This is a genomic window from Kineococcus rhizosphaerae (assembly GCF_003002055.1).
Classification (GTDB): Bacteria; Actinomycetota; Actinomycetes; order Actinomycetales; family Kineococcaceae; genus Kineococcus; species Kineococcus rhizosphaerae.
Genome location: NZ_PVZF01000005.1, coordinates 213,535 through 229,391, shown reverse-complemented (window position 1 = coordinate 229,391; position 15,857 = coordinate 213,535). Strand labels below are relative to the sequence as shown.

Genomic DNA, 15,857 nt, shown 5'->3' with positions numbered 1-15,857 from the left:
TGGGGACGGGGGTCCCTCCACGACGGCGCCGGGTCCGGATCTCGTGCCCGGGCACATCGTCGAAGGATCCCTCGTGCCGTTCCCCCTCGTCCACGCCGTCCGCCGCTCCTCGAAGACCGTCCGCCTCGTCGCGGGCGGCACCTGCCTGGCCGCCGTCGTCGGCGGGACCGTGGCCGTCACGGCCCTCGACAAGGACGTCACCATCGACGCCGACGGGACGCGGACGCAGGCCAGCGCCTTCGGCGGCACCGTGGCCGACGTGCTCGCGGACCAGCACATCACCGTCGGTGAGCACGACATCGTCGCTCCCGCGGCGGGCACGAAGATCTCCGACGGCCAGACCATCGTGGTCCGCTACGGCCGTCAGCTGACCCTCACCGTCGACGGGCAGACGAAGACCTACTGGACCACGGCGCAGACCGTCGACGCCGCGCTGACCGACCTGGACGTGCGCGCCGACGGCGCCAAGCTGTCCGCCTCGCGCTCCGAGCCGCTGGGCCGCCAGGGCCTCGCGGTCGACATCACGACCCCCAAGGCCGTGACCCTCGTCGCCGACGGGCAGACCCGGCAGGTCACGAGCACGGCCGCCGACGTGAACGCCCTGCTCGCCGAGAACGGCGTGACGATGCGCCAGGGCGACGAGATGTCGAACGCCGGCGCCGACCCGCTCGCGGCGGGCATGACCGTCACGGTCGTCCGGGTCGACCGCTCCACCAGCACCGAGACGGTCGGCATCCCGCACGGGTCGCAGACCCAGGACACCGACACGCTGTTCCAGGGCGAGAAGAAGGTCGTCACGCCCGGGGTCGACGGGTCCAAGACCGTCACCTACGCCGACCTGTTCCGCGACGGCGTGCGCGCCGAGCACACCGTCACCGGTGAGGTCGTCGACGTCGCGCCCGTCCAGGAGGTCGTCCAGGTCGGCACCAAGGCCAAGCCGAAGCCCGTGGCGGCCCCGGCGGCCGCGGCCTCCTCCGGCGGTGGTGGCTCGGTCGGCGGCGCGGACGGCCTGAACTGGGGCGCGCTCGCGCAGTGCGAGTCCGGCGGGAACCCCTCGATCGTGTCCTCCAACGGCAAGTACCACGGGCTGTACCAGTTCAGCCCGCAGACCTGGCGGGCCGTCGGCGGCAGCGGGCTGCCGAGCCAGGCCTCGGCCGCCGAGCAGACCTACCGCGCCAAGCTGCTGTACCAGCGCTCCGGTGCCGGACAATGGCCCGTGTGCGGCAAGAAGCTCTGACCCCCGAACCGTCCGGCTCCCTCCTGACGGGCCGTGACGTCCGCGACCTCGCCGAACGTCTCGGCATCCGGCCGACGAAGACCCTCGGGCAGAACTTCGTCGTCGACGCCAACACGGTGCGGCGCATCGTCCGGGTGGCCGACCTCACCGCCGACGACGTCGTCGTCGAGGTCGGCCCCGGGCTGGGGTCGCTGACCCTGGCGCTGCTGGAGGTCGCCGACCGGGTCGTGGCCGTCGAGATCGACCCGGTGCTGGCCGCCGAGCTGCCGGCCACCGTCGCGGCCCGGGCCCGGCCCGGCACCTCGTTCGACGTGGTGCTCTCCGACGCCCTCGACGTCACCGAGCTGCCCGGCCCGGCGCCGACGGCGTTCGTGGCGAACCTGCCGTACAACGTCGCGGTCCCGGTGCTGCTGACGATGTTCGCGCGCTTCGACTCCCTGCGCGGCGGCGTCGTCATGGTCCAGTCCGAGGTCGCCGACCGGCTCGTGGCCGGGCCCGGCAGCCGCACGTACGGCGTCCCGAGCGTCAAGACGGCCTGGTACGCCCACGCCCACCGCGCCGGGTCGGTGCCGCCGCCGGTGTTCTGGCCCGTCCCGCGGGTCGACTCCGGGCTCGTCGCCTTCACCCGCCGCCCCGCGCCGCGGACGTCGGCCACGCGCGAGGAGGTGTTCGCCGTCGTCGACGCCGCCTTCGCCCAGCGCCGCAAGACGCTGCGCGCCGCCCTGGCCACCTGGGCCGGTTCCCCGGCCCGGGCCGAGGAGCTGCTGCGCGCCGCGGACGTCGAGCCGTCCCTGCGCGGTGAGCAGCTGGGCGTGGAGGACTTCGCCCGGATCGCGGCCGCGGCGGGGGAGTCCTGACGTGCGGGGAGCGGTGACGGCGCAGGCGCCGGCAAAGGTGAACCTGCTGCTGCAGGTCGGCCCGCTGCGCGAGGACGGCTACCACGACCTGGTGACCGTCTTCCAGGCCGTCTCGCTGCACGAGGAGGTCACGGCCGCCCCGGCGCGGGAGTGGGGGATCAGCGTCGAGTCGGCCGACGGCACCGACGTCAGCGGGGTCCCGCTGGACTCCTCGAACCTGGCGCTGCGGGCCGCGCAGCTGCTCGCCGAGCGCCGCGGGGTCGACGAGGCCGTGCACCTGCACGTGCGCAAGGGCGTGCCGGTGGCGGGCGGGATGGCCGGTGGTTCGGCCGACGCGGCCGCCGCCCTCGTGGCCTGCGACGCCCTGTGGCAGCTGCACTCCGGCCTCGACGGCCTGGCCGCGCTCGGCGCGGAGCTGGGCTCGGACGTGCCGTTCGGACTGCACGGGCGGACCGCGGTCGGCACCGGGCGCGGCGAGCAGCTGGTCCCCGTGCTGACCACGGCGTCGTTCGCGTGGGTGTTCGTCCTGGGGACCGCGGGGTTGTCCACGCCGGCGGTCTTCCGCGAGTGCGACCGGCTCCGGGCGCTGGACGGCGCGAGCGCGCAGCCGGGCGACGGGCGGCTGGAGGCCGTCGAGCTCGCCCTGCGCGGCGGGGACGCCGAGGCCCTCGGCCGGGCCCTGTCGAACGACCTGGCCGACGCGGCCTGCTCGCTGGCCCCCGAGCTCGGGCGCACCCTGGCGGCGGGCCGGGCCGCGGGGGCGGTGGCGGGACTCGTCTCGGGCTCGGGCCCGACGGTGGCCCTGCTCGCGGACTCCCCGGCCGGTGCCCAGCGGCTGGCGGCCGAGCTGGCGCCGGTCGTGGGCCCCGGACGCCTGCGCACGGCGACCGGGCCGGTGGCGGGGGCCCGCGTCCTCGAGCCCGTCGCGTCCTGACCCCCCGGCCGGCGGGGTCAGGGGGCTCAGGGGGCGTCGAACAGGCGCAGTTCGTTCTGCGCCTCGTTGCGACGGCGGACGGCGAGCTTGTGCTCGGCGTCGGCCTCGTCGTGCTCGTCCTCGGCCCTGGCCTGCGCGGCGCGGGCCCGCCGCAGCCGCGCGCGCTGGTCGCGGTGCAGCCGCCAGCGGGCGAACCAGCCCGCGGCGTCCTCGTCGAGCTGGCGCTGCTCCTCCAGCCAGACCGCGATCTCCTGCTCGGCCAGGGAGCCGTGGGCCAGCCGCGCCGCCTCGTCGGCCTCGGCCAGGTGCTGCTCGGACTCGACGAGCCGGCGCCACACGGCGTCCCGCTGCCTCAGCCGGTCGTCGGACCGGGGCTGCTCCGCGCTCACCCGAGGAGTATGCCCGACACCCTCCCGTCGCGTGAGGTACCGCGGCCGGGATTCACGCCACGAGTTCGGACAGCTCCAGCCAGCGCTCCTCCAGCGCGGACACCTCGGCCTCCAGGAGCTTCAGGCCGTCCGCCAGCTCCATCGTGCCCTCGTAGTCGTTCGGGTCGTGCTCGGCCATCTTCCGGTGCACGTCCTCGATCTGACCGGTCAGCTTGTCGAGGCGCCGTTCGGCCGCCGTCATCTCCTTCTGCGCCGCCCGCAGCTCGGCCCCGCTGAGCCCGGCGGGGGCGGTGGTGCCCCCGCCGGCCACGGGCGCCGGGGACGTCGCGGTCGAGGAGGCCGGGGTGGAGGAGGACGCCGCGCGCAGGCGCAGGTACTCGTCGAACCCGCCCGGCAGGTGTCGCAGGCCACCGTCCAGGACGGCGTACTGCTGGTCGGTGACGCGGTCGACGAAGTAGCGGTCGTGGGAGACGACGATCAGCGTCCCCGGCCAGGTGTCGAGCACGTCCTCCATGGCGGCGAGCATGTCGACGTCGAGGTCGTTGGTCGGTTCGTCCAGGATCAGGACGTTCGGCTCGGACAGCAGCACCAGGAGCAGGTGCAGCCGCCGCGCCTGCCCGCCGGACAGCTCCCCGACGCGGGCCGACAGGTGCTCGCGGGCGAACCCCAGGCGCTCCAGGAGCTGGGCGGGCGTCATCTCCTTGCCGTCCACCTGGAAGGTCGTCTGCGTCCGGGCCAGGACCTCGCGGACGCGGTCGGCGGCGAGGTCGGCGAGCTCGCGGAACTGCTGGTCCAGGATCCCGATCCGCACGGTCGTGCCGGTCTTGACCCGCCCCGCCGTGGGCTGCAGCGTCCCGGCGATCAGGGACAGCAGCGTGGACTTGCCGGACCCGTTGGCGCCCAGGACCCCGGTGCGCTCGCCGGGGGCGATGCGCCACTCGACGTGCTTCAGGACGTGCTTGTCGCCGTAGTCGACGGACACGTCGAGCAGGTCGACGACGTCCTTGCCGAGCCGGGCGGTCGCCAGCCGGGACAGCTCGACGCGGTCGCGGGGGGCGGGCACGTCGGCGATGAGGGCGTTGGCGGCCTCGATGCGGAACTTCGGCTTCGACGTGCGAGCCGGGGCGCCGCGGCGCAGCCAGGCGAGCTCCTTCTTCATGAGGTTCTGCCGCTTGGCCTCCACCGAGGCCGCCTGCCGGTCGCGCTCGACGCGCTGCAGGACGTAGGCGGCGTACCCGCCCTCGAACGGCTCGACGACCCGGTCGTGGACCTCCCACGTCGTCGTGCAGACCTCGTCGAGGAACCACCGGTCGTGCGTCACGACGAGCAGGGCGCCGTCGGAGGCGCTCCAGCGGCCCTTGAGGTGGCCGGCCAGCCAGGCGATGCCCTCGACGTCGAGGTGGTTGGTGGGCTCGTCGAGGACGAGGACGTCCCAGTCGCCGATCAGGACCTTCGCGAGGGCGACGCGGCGGCGCTGGCCGCCGGACAGGTCGCCGACGACGGCGTCCCAAGGGATGTCGGCGACGAGCCCGGCGATGACGTCGCGCACCTTCGGGTCACCGGCCCAGACGTGCTCGTCGGTGTCGCCGACGACGCTGTGCCCGACGCTCGCCCTCGCGTCGAGGTCGTCGGTCTGGTCCAGGACGCCCACCCGGACCCCGCCGCGGCGCGTCACGCGGCCGGCGTCGGGGGTGATCCGGCCCGACAGCAGCCCCAGCAGGGACGACTTGCCGTCGCCGTTGCGGCCGACGATGCCGATGCGGTCGCCCTCGTCGACGCCGAGGGTGAGGGAGTCGAAGACGACGCGGGTCGGGTGTTCCAGGCGGAGAGCCTCGCCGCCGAGCAGGTGTGCCACGGGACAAGGGTAGGCGCCCGCGCGCTTCGATCACTCTCCGTCGCCAAGGGTGATCATTGCGTCGAACGGGTGAGCCCAACAGGTCGAATCGTGCTCGACCTGGGTGAACTCGGCTGTCACCCCTTGCGTCGTTCGGGTGGCCTTCTACTACTGTCGGGCCCGCACCGGTGGGCAGAGCGTGGGGGCGTTCGGCCCGGTGCCGCTCACGGGTGACCGCGAGCGTGGAAGGTCGGAACCAGGTCCAGGGGGGACTTTGAGCATCAGCGACGTGCCCGACGCCAGGACGGTGCCGGGTGAACTGGACGACCAGCTCCTCGGCACCTCACCCGCGGACGAGACCGCTGACGCCGCGCGTCGCGAACGTCTCCTCGTGCCGCGCCAGCGCAACGCCCTCGGCACGGCCGAGCGCACACCCGCCTGGCAGCGCACCTACGTGCAGAAGATCGTCGCGGTGGACGCCCTCGCCGCCGCCTTCGCCGCCTTCGTGGGCTTCTTCGCCCGCTTCAACGACTCGCCCGCCGACCTGGCCTCGACCTCCGGTCGCGCCGTGGTCGCCTGCGCCGTCCTCCTGCCCGTCCTGTGGGTCGTGGCCATGGGCGCCCTGCGCACCTACGAGCCGCGCTTCCTCGGCGTCGGTTCCGAGGAGTTCCACCGCGTGCTGACGGCCGGGCTGGCCGTCGTCGCCCTCGTCGGCACCAGCTCCTGGGCCTTCGGCCTCGAGATCGCCCGCGGGTACGTCGTGGTGGCCTTCCCGATCGCCATCCTGCTGACCCTCGTCGGCCGGTACACCCTGCGCCAGCAGCTGCACGCCCAGCGCACCCGCGGCGAGGCCGGCCAGACCGTCGTCGCCGTCGGCCACCGCGCCGCCGTCGCCGGCATGGCCCGCCAGCTGCACCGCGCCAGCTACCACGGCATGCGCATCGTGGGGGCCTGCGTCCCTGGCGGCCCGGGCAGCGCGGCCGACGACGCCGAGCTGCGCGAGCTCGGCATCCCCGTCATCGGCAGCCTCGACGACGTCCGTCACGCCGTCACCACCGTGGACGCCGACGTCGTCGCCGTCACCGCCTGCCCCGAGCTCGACGGCCCCGGTCTGCGCCGCCTCGGCTGGGAGCTCGAAGCCACCCGCGCCGACCTCGTCGTCGCCCCGGCCCTCACCGAGGTCATCGGGCCGCGCGTCGCCATCCGGCCCGTGTGCGGCCTGCCGCTGCTGCACGTCGAACGCCCCGAGCTCGAAGGCGTCCGCCGCCTGGCCAAGACCACGGTCGACCGCGTCAGCGCCGGCCTGGCCCTCGTCGTCCTCAGCCCGCTGTTCCTGGCCCTCGCCGTCGCCATCAAGCTCGACAGCAAGGGCCCGGTCTTCTTCCAGCAGCAGCGCGTCGGCAAGGACGGCAAGTCCTTCCCGATGATGAAGTTCCGCTCCATGGTCACCGACGCCGAGAAGCTGCTCATCGACCTGCGCGAGTCCACCGACGGCAACGGCGTCCTGTTCAAGATGAAGGTCGACCCGCGCATCACCCGGATCGGCCGCGTCCTGCGCCGCTACTCCCTCGACGAGCTGCCCCAGCTCATCAACGTCGTCCGCGGCGAGATGTCCCTCGTCGGCCCCCGCCCGCCGCTGCAGAAGGAGGTCGACGAGTACGGCTACGACATGCGTCGCCGCCTGCTGGTCAAGCCCGGTCTGACGGGGCTGTGGCAGATCAACGGCCGCTCCGACCTCGACTGGGACGAGTCGGTCCGCCTCGACGTGCGCTACGTCGAGAACTGGTCCTTCACCTTCGACTTCATGATCCTCTGGAAGACCGCCGGCGCCGTCCTCCGCGGCCGCGGGGCGTACTGAGTCTTCGCGCTCCGCTCCTCACGGCGCTCCAGTCGAGGACGACGAGGGCCCGACACGCAGCGACTCCGTCGGCGTGTCGGGCCCTCGTCGTCCTCGACGCGCCGATCGTCGCTCCGCTGAGCGTCCTGGGCCCACTCCTCGCGGCGCTCTGGTCGACGACGAACGGCCCGTGACACGCAGCGACTCCGTCGGCGTGTCACGGGCCGTTCGTCGTCGACGCGCCGATCGTCGTGGGCCCTACTCGAAGGGCGCGGAGACCCGGCGCAGCAGGGTGGCGAGGGCTCGGCGCTCCTCGCGTCCCAGGACGCCCAGCATGTGGTGCTCGGCCTCGACGAGGTCGGCCAGCGCTGCGTCGACGACGGCCGAGCCGGCGGCCGTCAGGCGCACCCGGACGCTGCGCCGGTCCTCGGCGTCGGGGCGCCGTTCGACGAGGCCGCGGCCCGCGAGGCGGTCGACGCGGTTGGTCATGGTCCCGCTCGTGACGAGCGTCTCCACGAGCAGCTGGCCGGGGGACAGTTCGTGCGGGGCACCGGCCCGGCGCAGCGCGGCGAGCACGTCGAACTCCCACGTCTCGAGCTCGTGGGCGGCGAAGGCGTTGCGGCGCAGCCGGTCCAGGTGGCGGGCGAGGCGGGCGACGCGGGAGAGGACCTCCAGCGGCTCGACGTCGAGCTGCGGGGCCTCCCGGCGCCAGGCCGCGACGATGAGGTCGACCTCGTCGCCCCCCACCGGTTCGTGTGCCACAGCGCGACCCTAGTGCTCGGTGATCCGCGCCCGCGCCGACAGGCGGGGTTCGGCCTCCAGGGCGCTCAGACCGTTCCAGGCGAGGTTCACCAGGTGCGCGGCGACCTCCTCCTTGGCCGGTTCCCGCGTGTCCAGCCACCACTGACCGGTCATGGCGACCATCCCGACGAGCATCTGGGCGTACATCCCCGAGCGTTCGGGGGCGTAGCCGCGGGCCGCGAAGGCGTCGACGAGCAAGTGCTCGACCTGACGGGCGATGTCGGAGATGAGGCTCGCGAAGGTGCCCGTGGCCTGGTGGGCGGGGGAGTCGCGCACGAGGATCCGGAAGCCTTCGGTGGAGCCCTCGATGTAGTCCAGCAGCGCGATCGTGGCCCGTTCCAGCAGCGTGCGCGGGGACCCGCGGCCCGACAGCGCGCGGGTGATCGCCCCCAGCAGCGCCGCGATCTCGCGGTCCACGACGACGGCGTACAGCCCTTCCTTGCCGCCGAAGTGCTCGTAGACCACCGGTTTGGACACCCCGGCCGCGGCGGCGATCTCCTCCACCGTCGTGCCTTCGACACCCTTGGCGGCGAACAGCGAGCGGCCCACGCCGATGAGCTGCTCACGCCGCTCCCCACCGGTCATCCGGGCGCGGGGACGGGGCGGGCTCACGGGGTCATCCTGCCGGACGGGTGTCCGGGGGCCGGCGGCGAGCCTGGCAGGATGGGTCCGCATCGACCGTCCCGGGTGGTGTAACGGCAGCACGGCGGGTTTTGGTCCCGTCCAGTAGGGGTTCGAATCCTCTCCCGGGAGCGCGCCGGGGTGTCCGGCAGCGCGTTCGCGGGCCGTTATCCTCGGCTGTGTCCGCCGACGCCACCGGCCGGCTCGATCCCGGGACCACCTCCCGGTTCGGCCGACCGGACCAGCCGCGAGGAGCGCGCACCGCGTGACCACCGCCCAGCCCACCACCCGTGCCGCCACCGCACCCGCCACCGCACCCGTCGCCGTCATCGTGCTGGCCGCCGGTGAGGGCACCCGGATGAAGTCCGCCACGCCCAAGGTCCTGCACCCCCTCGGGGGCCGTCCCCTCGTGGGTCACGCCCTGCGCGCGGCCCGCTCGACCGGCCCCGGCCACCTCGTCGTGGTGCTGCGCCACCAGGCCGAGCGCGTGGCGGCCGCCGTCGAGGCCGCCGAGCCCGGCGTGCTCGTCGCCCTGCAGGACGACGTCCCCGGCACCGGCCGGGCCGTGCAGTGCGGTCTGCAGGCGCTGCCCGCCGACCTGACCGGCACGGTCCTGGTGACCTACGGCGACGTCCCGCTCCTGTCCGGTGCCACGCTGACCCGGCTGACGCAGGCCCACGTCGACGGCGGCAACGCCATGACCGTCCTGACCGCCGAGCTCGACGACCCCACCGGCTACGGGCGCGTGCTGCGCGACGCGGCGGGCGTGAGCGCGATCGTGGAGCAGAAGGACGCCACCGACGACCAGCGCGCCGTGCGCGAGGTGAACTCCGGCATCTACGCGTTCGAGGTCTCGGCCCTGCGCGAGGCCCTGGGCCGCGTCGGGCGGGACAACGCCGCCGGCGAGGTCTACCTGACCGACGTCCTGGCGATCCTGCGCGCCGACGGTGGTCGCGTCGAGGCGCTGGCCCTGGACGACGAGTGGGAGATCCGCGGGGTCAACGACCGCGTCCAGCTCGCCGACCTCGCCGCCGAGGCCAACCGCCGCACCCTGCGCCGCTGGATGCTCGCCGGCGTCACGGTCGTCGACCCCGCGACCACGTGGGTCGACGCCGACGTCGAGCTCGCCCCCGACGTGACGATCCGCCCCGGCGTCCAGCTGCACGGCGCCACCCGCGTCGCCACGGGCGCCGTCGTGGGCCCCGACTCCACCCTCACCGACGTCGAGGTCGGGCCCGGCGCCCGCGTCGAGCGCACCCACGGGTCCTCGGCCGTCGTCGGGGCCGGGGCCCAGGTCGGGCCCTTCGCCTTCCTGCGCCCGGGCACCCGGCTCGGCGACGACGGCAAGATCGGCACGTTCGTCGAGACGAAGAACGCCACCATCGGCCGCGGCTCGAAGGTCCCGCACCTGTCCTACGTCGGGGACGCCACCATCGGTGAGCACTCCAACATCGGGGCCGCGTCGGTGTTCGTGAACTACGACGGCGTCACCAAGGCGCACACCACCATCGGCAGCCACGTGCGGATGGGGTCGGACAACATGTACGTCGCGCCGGTCACCGTCGGCGACGGCGCCTACTCCGGGGCCGGGACCGTGATCCGCAAGGACGTCCCCGCGGGGGCGCTGGCGATCAACGTGGCCCCGCAGCGCAACCTCGAGGGCTGGACCCTCGCCAAGCGCTCAGGAACTCCCGCGGCCGAGGCGGCGCAGCGGGCTGGGAAGACCGACGAGCAGGACCCTGGGCAAGACCTCGAAGGGCAGGAGACCGACTGATGACCGGCATCACCACCACGGGTGAGAAGCGCATGGTGCTCATCTCCGGGCGCGCGCACCCGGAGCTGGCGGAGGAGGTCTCCAAGGCCCTGGGGGCCGAACTGGTGCCCACCAGCGCCTACGACTTCGCGAACTCGGAGATCTACGTGCGGTTCGAGGAGAGCGTGCGCGGTTCCGACGCGTTCGTCATCCAGAGCCACACCGCGAACGTCAACCAGTGGATCATGGAACACCTGATCATGGTCGACGCGCTGAAGCGGGCCTCGGCCAAGCGCATCACCGTCGTCGCCCCGTTCTACGGCTACGCGCGCCAGGACAAGAAGGGCCGCGGCCGCGAGCCGATCTCGGCGCGCCTGATCGCGGACATGTTCAAGACCGCCGGCGCCGACCGGCTCATGTCCGTCGACCTGCACACCGCGCAGATCCAGGGCTTCTTCGACGGGCCCGTCGACCACCTGTGGGCGCTGCCGATCCTGGCCGACCACGTCGGCAAGCGCGTCGACCGCTCCAACATCACGATCGTGTCCCCGGACGCCGGCCGCGTCCGCGTGGCCGACCTGTGGTCGGACCGCCTCGGCGCGCCGCTGGCGATCATCCACAAGCGCCGCGACCCGAACGTGCCGAACCAGGTCAAGGTCCACGAGGTCGTCGGTGACGTCGCGGGCCGCACGTGCGTGCTGGTCGACGACCTCATCGACACCGCCGGCACGATCGTGCAGGCCGCCGAGGCGCTGAAGGCCAACGGCGCCGCCGACGTCATCGCGACCGCGACCCACGCGGTGCTGTCCGGTCCGGCGATCGACCGCCTGAAGAACTCCCCGATCTCCGAGCTCGTCGTGACGAACACGCTGCCCATCGCCGAGTCGCAGCAGTTCCCGCAGCTGACGGTGCTGTCCATCGCGCCGCTGCTGGCCCGCGCGATCCGCGAGGTCTTCGACGACGGGTCGGTCACCTCGCTGTTCGACGGTCACAGCTGACGGTCGCCGGATCGGCACGTCGACTCCGCGGTCCCGTTCGCAGGGACCGTGGAGTCGACGTGCCGGAACGGGCGGACCGGGGGAGCGGGTAGACTCTCCGCCGGTTGCCTCGGCGAGGGTGGCGCGTGAGCGCCACCGTGATCGACGCGGTGGATGAGCAGCAGTTCTCTCCCGGGGCCTTCGCACGCCGTCCGTCCCGAGATCGAGGAGAACACCATGGCCGAGACCAAGCTCGCCGCCGAGAAGCGCGACACCTTCGGCAAGGGCGCCGCCCGCGCCGTCCGCCGCGCGAACCGCATCCCCGCCGTCCTGTACGGCCACGGCGAGGCCCCCCTGCACATCACCCTGCCGGGCCACGAGACCCTGCTGGCGCTGCGCCACTCCAACGCGCTGCTCGACGTGACCGTCGACGGCGAGTCGCACCTGTCGATCCCCAAGGACGTCCAGCGCGACGCCATCAAGGGCTTCATCGAGCACGTCGACCTGCTGATCGTCCGCCGTGGCGAGAAGGTCACCGTCGACGTGCCGCTGCACCTCGAGGGTGAGGCCGGCCCGGAGACCGTCGTCCAGCAGGAGCTGACGACCCTGTCCCTCGAGGTCGAGGCCACCCACATCCCCGACGCGGTCACCGTCTCGGTCGAGGGCCTGGAGGCCGGTTCGCACGTCGCGGCCTCGCAGGTCTCCCTGCCCGAGGGCGCGGCGCTGGCCGGCGACCCCGAGCAGCTCGTGGTCGTCGTGACCGCCGCCGCCACCGCCGCCCAGGCCGAGGCCGAGCTGGAGGCCGCTGAGGCCGAGGCCGGCATCGTGAAGGAGGAGCACACCGAGGTCGAGGGCGAGAACGAGAACGCCTGACCCGCTGCTGAGGGGAACCGAACGCGTGAGCGAGGTCTGGCTCGTCGTCGGCCTGGGCAACCCCGGGTCCGAGTACGAGCGCACCCGGCACAACGTGGGCCAGATGGTGCTCGACGAGCTGGCCTCGCGCGCGGGAGGTTCCTTCAAGCGGCACAAGTCCGGGGCCAGGGTCGCCGAGGTGCGCCTCGGCGTCCTGCCCGGCGGTGCCCCCGGGCCGCGGGTGGTGCTGGCGGCCCCCACGTCCTACATGAACGTCTCCGGCGGTCCCGTGGCCGGGCTGGCGAAGTACTTCGACGTCGACGTCGAGCGCGTCGTGGTCCTGCACGACGAGCTGGACATCGACTTCGGGGCGGTCCGGTTGAAGCGCGGCGGCGGCGAAGGTGGCCACAACGGTCTGCGCTCGATCTCGAAGTCGCTGGGCGACAAGGACTACCACCGGGTGCGGGTCGGCATCGGCCGCCCCCCGGGCCGACAGGACCCGGCCGACTTCGTGCTCAAGGAGTTCTCGAGCACGGAGAAGAAGGACCTGCCGTTCCTGCTGATGGACGCCGCGGACGCGGTGGAGAAGCTCGTCCTGGACGGGCTGGAGGCGGCGCAGCAGAAGTTCCACGCCCCCGCCTAGGCACCTGACCGCGTCCGGACCTCAGGAGAACGTGCGGGCCAGGGTCTTCGCCAGCACGGGGTCGCGGTTCACGGTCAGGTCGTTGAACCAGAACACGTGGCTGAGCCCGAGCGCCGCGGCGCGCTGCTGGCAGGTCCGCAGCGCGTCCAGGTCCTCGGCGGAGTCCGCGGTGTTCTCCCCGCCGACGGCGAGGTTCAGCGGCGCGGCCTGCCGGGCGAGGAACGCGACGGGGGACAGGTCCTGGTCGGAGGGGCCGAACTCGGGGCCGTCGAGCCACGTCGAGTACGCCACCGCGCGCACGGGGTAGGTTGCGGCCCGCGCGACGAGCCGGCTGAAGTCCAGGCCCTGCACCAGTTCCGAGTAGCGGACCGCCTTGCGGGACAACGCCGCGGCGACGGCTCCGGCGCGGTCGCCGGTGCGGACGCCGAACGAGGGGTACATCAGCAGCAGGTCGCCGGAGAACGCGGCCGTCGTCGCGCCGACGAGGAAGTCCTGGTAGGCGGCCAGCGACGACAGGTAGTGCTCGAGGAACTTCGCGTCCTTGGCCTGGTCCCGCTTGGAGATCCCGGGGCGGTAGCCGGGGACGGGGGAGGAGGTCTGCGCGTTCCTGCTGAACGACCACCACGAGCCCGTGCCGGTGGTCGCGTCGACCGCGCCCCGGGCGTCGCGGGGGAAGCGCAGTTCACCGGTCAGCAGGCCGCCCACGCGGATCGCGGAGAACGTGGTGCGTCCCAGCGCACTCGCCAGGGCGGCGAGGTAGGCGGCCTGCGCAGAGCGCACGCGGGGGTTCCAGACGGCGTCGGGGACGTTCTCGCCGGACTCCGTCGTCGCGGTGTGGGCGGTCCCGAACTGGTCGACGAACAACGCGTCCGGCAGCTTCAGCACCCACGCCGGCGCGTACTGCAGGCCCGTGTCGAGGACGACGGACAGCCCCTGCGCGCGGTAGGCGGCGATGCGGGCCCGCAGCTGGGCGACGTACCCGGCGTCGAGGCCCGTGCCGGGGGTGGGCTGGGCGGCGTCCCAGGCGACCTGCAGGGTGACGGACGTCAGGCCCGCCGCGCGCAGGTCGGGGGCGGTGCGGGCGTCGGAGCCGAGGACGCCGACGACCTTGGCGACCGCGGGGCCGGGCCCGGCGGGCGCCGCGCCGGGCGTCGGGCGCTGCGTCGTGGTGACGGCGTCGGCCACGGGCGCGCTCGCCGCGGCGATGCCGCCGAGGATCGCGGTGGAGAAACCGGCGGCCAGCAGGCGGCGGCGGTCGATCGGATTCCTCGCGAACACCCCCTCATCCTCGGCCCCGCCGCGGTCCTCTGGAGCCTCGCGCACCCGTTCGGCGTCCGAGCGGCGGTGCGGCGCAGCCGGTCCCGTCGCGGACCGTCACGTCAGGAGGTTCCCGTCAGCTCCACGTCGTTCACCCGTCCGCTGCCGCCGGTCACCGACCGCACGTCCCACAGTTCCAGACGGCCCAACGACTGACCCGTCGAGGTGAAAACGAGCCGGCCGTGGTCCTGCAGCTCGCTCAGCAGCTCCGGGGAGGCCGTCCCGTAGCCGCGGGAGACCAGCTCGGTGGACAGCAGGACGAGGTCGACGTGCTCGGAGCCCAGTTCCGCCCACGTGTCGGCGGCGGAGATGTCGTAGCCCTCGTAGAGGAACTGCCCGGTGACTTCGGTCATCGCGATGCGGGCGTCGAGGGGCACGTGGGCGGCCAGGTAGTCGCGCACCCGCAGGTAGGAGTCGTCCTCGCCGGCGTGGACGTGCGCCCACGACGTGAGCGACGCCCCCAGCAGCAGGCCGACCGCGAGCCCGGCGGCCACGGTCCGTCGCCTCGTCCGGGGGCGCAGCACCGCCGCCAGGAGCACCCCGGACCCGGTGGCGGCCGGGGCCAGCAGCATCGAGACGTTCTGCTCCTCGAAGGTCCCGAAGCAGAAGGCGTAGCCGACGTACGCGAAGGCGCACGCCGTCCACAGCGACGTCACCGCCCGTCCGGCCCGCTCGGGGTCCGCCGGCAGCCGTCGCGTCCGCCACAGCGGACGCAGCAGCGGCAGGAGGACCACGGCGGCGCTGAGGGCTCCCAGCAGGGCGAGGACCACGCTGGGGACGAACGTCGCCAGGTGCTCGGTGAAGCTCGAGGACGCCGACTGCGCCCCCGGGGCGTTGTACCCCGTCGACTGGTCCTGGCCGACCAGGCGCAGGAAACCGCTGCTCTGCTCGGTCCACCAGTCGCCGAACTCCCCGGCGGCGGCCAGCGCGCCGAGCAGGCCCACGTTGGCGACGACGGTGATCGCCAGGACCGTGCCGGTGTCGCGGCGCCGCGCCAGCCGTCCGGTGACCAGCAGGACCAGCGGCGGCAGCGCGGCCAGGAAGGCGTAGGGCTCCTTGCACAACGTGCACGCGGCCACCGCGAGCCCGGTGCCGACGACCAGCCGGCCCCGCGGCCGCTCCTGCTGGACGAGGGCGACCAGGCAGCTGATCGCGGTGACGCTGAACAGCGTCGCGGGGGCCTCCAGGAAGACGCGGCTGTCCCAGCGGTTCGCGAACGGGTCCAGGGCCAGGACGAGCCCGGCCAGCACGGCGGGGACCCGCCCGGCGAGCCGGTCCACCAGCACCGTGACCAGCGCGCACGTCAGCGCCCCGAGGACGGCGCCGGCGGGACGCAGGTGCAGGACCTGGGCGAAGCGGTCGGCCTCGCTGAGCCCGAAGGGGGCCAGGACCTTCTCCACGACGGCGAGCAGGACGAAGTACCCCGGCGGGTGCAGGTGGAACGGCACCCCGAACATCGTCAGGCCCTGCCCGTCCGCGACGGCCGTGGCGGTGTCGGCGTAGGAGACCTCGTCGACGTGGATCTCGTAGGCGGTGTCGATGCGGTACAGCCGCGCGGCCAGCGCGACGACCAGCACCGCCAGCGCCGGGTGGTGCAGGCCCCGCCGGAGCAGGTCCGCCGCCCGGGCCACGGCGTCGACGACGCGACGCGGCCCGGGCAGGGCTCGGGTCGCGCCGGCGCGCAGGACGAGGGCCATCGAGAGGTGCTCCAACGGTCGGGACGTGCGGGGCCGTACTCCTGATCGGCTGCCGAGGCCGCTTCCTCCAGCGTCGACGACGCCCGGCCACCGGCCCGTCCGGCCCGT

At 73.8% G+C, this 15,857-nt stretch carries 14 protein-coding genes and 1 tRNA gene; 9 read left to right on the top strand and 6 right to left on the bottom strand.

All coding sequences use genetic code 11. The features are described from left to right. Window positions 1-73: 73 nt before the first annotated feature. The 3 genes from CLV37_RS12000 to CLV37_RS11990 are packed head-to-tail and all read left to right on the top strand — an operon-like array spanning window position 74 to window position 3,028. Window positions 74-1,237 (top strand): resuscitation-promoting factor, encoded by a 1,164-nt coding sequence (locus CLV37_RS12000; protein WP_170127215.1) that lies wholly within the window; start codon window positions 74-76, stop codon window positions 1,235-1,237. Further along, window positions 1,210-2,094, top strand: a complete 885-nt coding sequence (gene rsmA, locus CLV37_RS11995) for a 16S rRNA (adenine(1518)-N(6)/adenine(1519)-N(6))-dimethyltransferase RsmA (RefSeq protein ID WP_106210542.1) — start codon at window positions 1,210-1,212, stop codon at window positions 2,092-2,094. Before CLV37_RS12000 ends, rsmA begins: the two co-directional genes overlap by 28 nt. Before the next feature lies 1 nt (window position 2,095). Beyond that, the gene (locus CLV37_RS11990) at window positions 2,096-3,028 is read left to right on the top strand and encodes a 4-(cytidine 5'-diphospho)-2-C-methyl-D-erythritol kinase (protein WP_106210540.1); all 933 of its coding nucleotides are present in this window, start codon (window positions 2,096-2,098) and stop codon (window positions 3,026-3,028) included. A 26-nt stretch (window positions 3,029-3,054) separates the two neighbouring features. Here the strand turns inward: CLV37_RS11990 and CLV37_RS11985 are convergent, their stop codons facing one another. Together CLV37_RS11985 and CLV37_RS11980 are read right to left on the bottom strand one after the other, a co-directional pair. Further along, a complete protein-coding gene (locus CLV37_RS11985) occupies window positions 3,055-3,417 on the bottom strand; it encodes a hypothetical protein (protein ID WP_106210538.1) in 363 nt (120 codons plus the stop codon). 52 nt (window positions 3,418-3,469) lie between these two features. Further along, the gene (locus CLV37_RS11980) at window positions 3,470-5,272 is read right to left on the bottom strand and encodes an ABC-F family ATP-binding cassette domain-containing protein (protein WP_106210536.1); all 1,803 of its coding nucleotides are present in this window, start codon (window positions 5,270-5,272) and stop codon (window positions 3,470-3,472) included. Window positions 5,273-5,642: 370 nt separating this feature from the next. Between CLV37_RS11980 and CLV37_RS11975 the strand changes: the two genes are divergently transcribed. Next, complete coding sequence (locus tag CLV37_RS11975; protein WP_106210784.1) at window positions 5,643-7,109, top strand: sugar transferase; 1,467 nt, start codon at window positions 5,643-5,645, stop codon at window positions 7,107-7,109. 237 nt (window positions 7,110-7,346) lie between these two features. Here the strand turns inward: CLV37_RS11975 and CLV37_RS11970 are convergent, their stop codons facing one another. Beyond that, window positions 7,347-7,850 (bottom strand): MarR family winged helix-turn-helix transcriptional regulator, encoded by a 504-nt coding sequence (locus tag CLV37_RS11970; protein WP_245885370.1) that lies wholly within the window; start codon window positions 7,848-7,850, stop codon window positions 7,347-7,349. Window positions 7,851-7,859: 9 nt separating this feature from the next. After that, a complete protein-coding gene (locus tag CLV37_RS11965; protein ID WP_106210532.1) occupies window positions 7,860-8,474 on the bottom strand; it encodes a TetR family transcriptional regulator in 615 nt (204 codons plus the stop codon). 96 nt (window positions 8,475-8,570) lie between these two features. Here CLV37_RS11965 and CLV37_RS11960 point away from each other — a divergent pair. The 5 genes from CLV37_RS11960 (at window position 8,571) to pth (ending at window position 12,735) form a co-directional block, all read left to right on the top strand. Then, a tRNA-Gln gene (locus tag CLV37_RS11960) sits at window positions 8,571-8,642 on the top strand. Between the two features lie 133 nt (window positions 8,643-8,775). Continuing rightward, window positions 8,776-10,284 (top strand): bifunctional UDP-N-acetylglucosamine diphosphorylase/glucosamine-1-phosphate N-acetyltransferase GlmU, encoded by a 1,509-nt coding sequence (glmU, locus tag CLV37_RS11955; protein WP_106210530.1) that lies wholly within the window; start codon window positions 8,776-8,778, stop codon window positions 10,282-10,284. Next, window positions 10,284-11,261, top strand: a complete 978-nt coding sequence (locus CLV37_RS11950) for a ribose-phosphate diphosphokinase (protein WP_106210528.1) — start codon at window positions 10,284-10,286, stop codon at window positions 11,259-11,261. The genes glmU and CLV37_RS11950 overlap by 1 nt, the downstream gene beginning before the upstream one ends. A gap of 216 nt (window positions 11,262-11,477) precedes the next feature. Then, window positions 11,478-12,113, top strand: coding sequence for a 50S ribosomal protein L25/general stress protein Ctc (locus CLV37_RS11945; RefSeq protein WP_106210526.1), 636 nt, complete (start codon window positions 11,478-11,480; stop codon window positions 12,111-12,113). A 25-nt stretch (window positions 12,114-12,138) separates the two neighbouring features. Beyond that, complete coding sequence (gene pth / locus CLV37_RS11940) at window positions 12,139-12,735, top strand: aminoacyl-tRNA hydrolase (protein ID WP_106210524.1); 597 nt, start codon at window positions 12,139-12,141, stop codon at window positions 12,733-12,735. A gap of 21 nt (window positions 12,736-12,756) precedes the next feature. On the opposite strand, the gene CLV37_RS11935 is transcribed toward pth, so the two are convergent. Both CLV37_RS11935 and CLV37_RS11930 read right to left on the bottom strand, forming a co-directional pair. Next, complete coding sequence (locus CLV37_RS11935; protein WP_106210522.1) at window positions 12,757-14,013, bottom strand: hypothetical protein; 1,257 nt, start codon at window positions 14,011-14,013, stop codon at window positions 12,757-12,759. A 101-nt stretch (window positions 14,014-14,114) separates the two neighbouring features. Continuing rightward, window positions 14,115-15,749: an ArnT family glycosyltransferase gene (locus CLV37_RS11930; protein ID WP_146149380.1), complete on the bottom strand. Its 1,635-nt coding sequence runs from the start codon at window positions 15,747-15,749 to the stop codon at window positions 14,115-14,117. Between the last annotated feature and the right edge of the window lie 108 nt (window positions 15,750-15,857).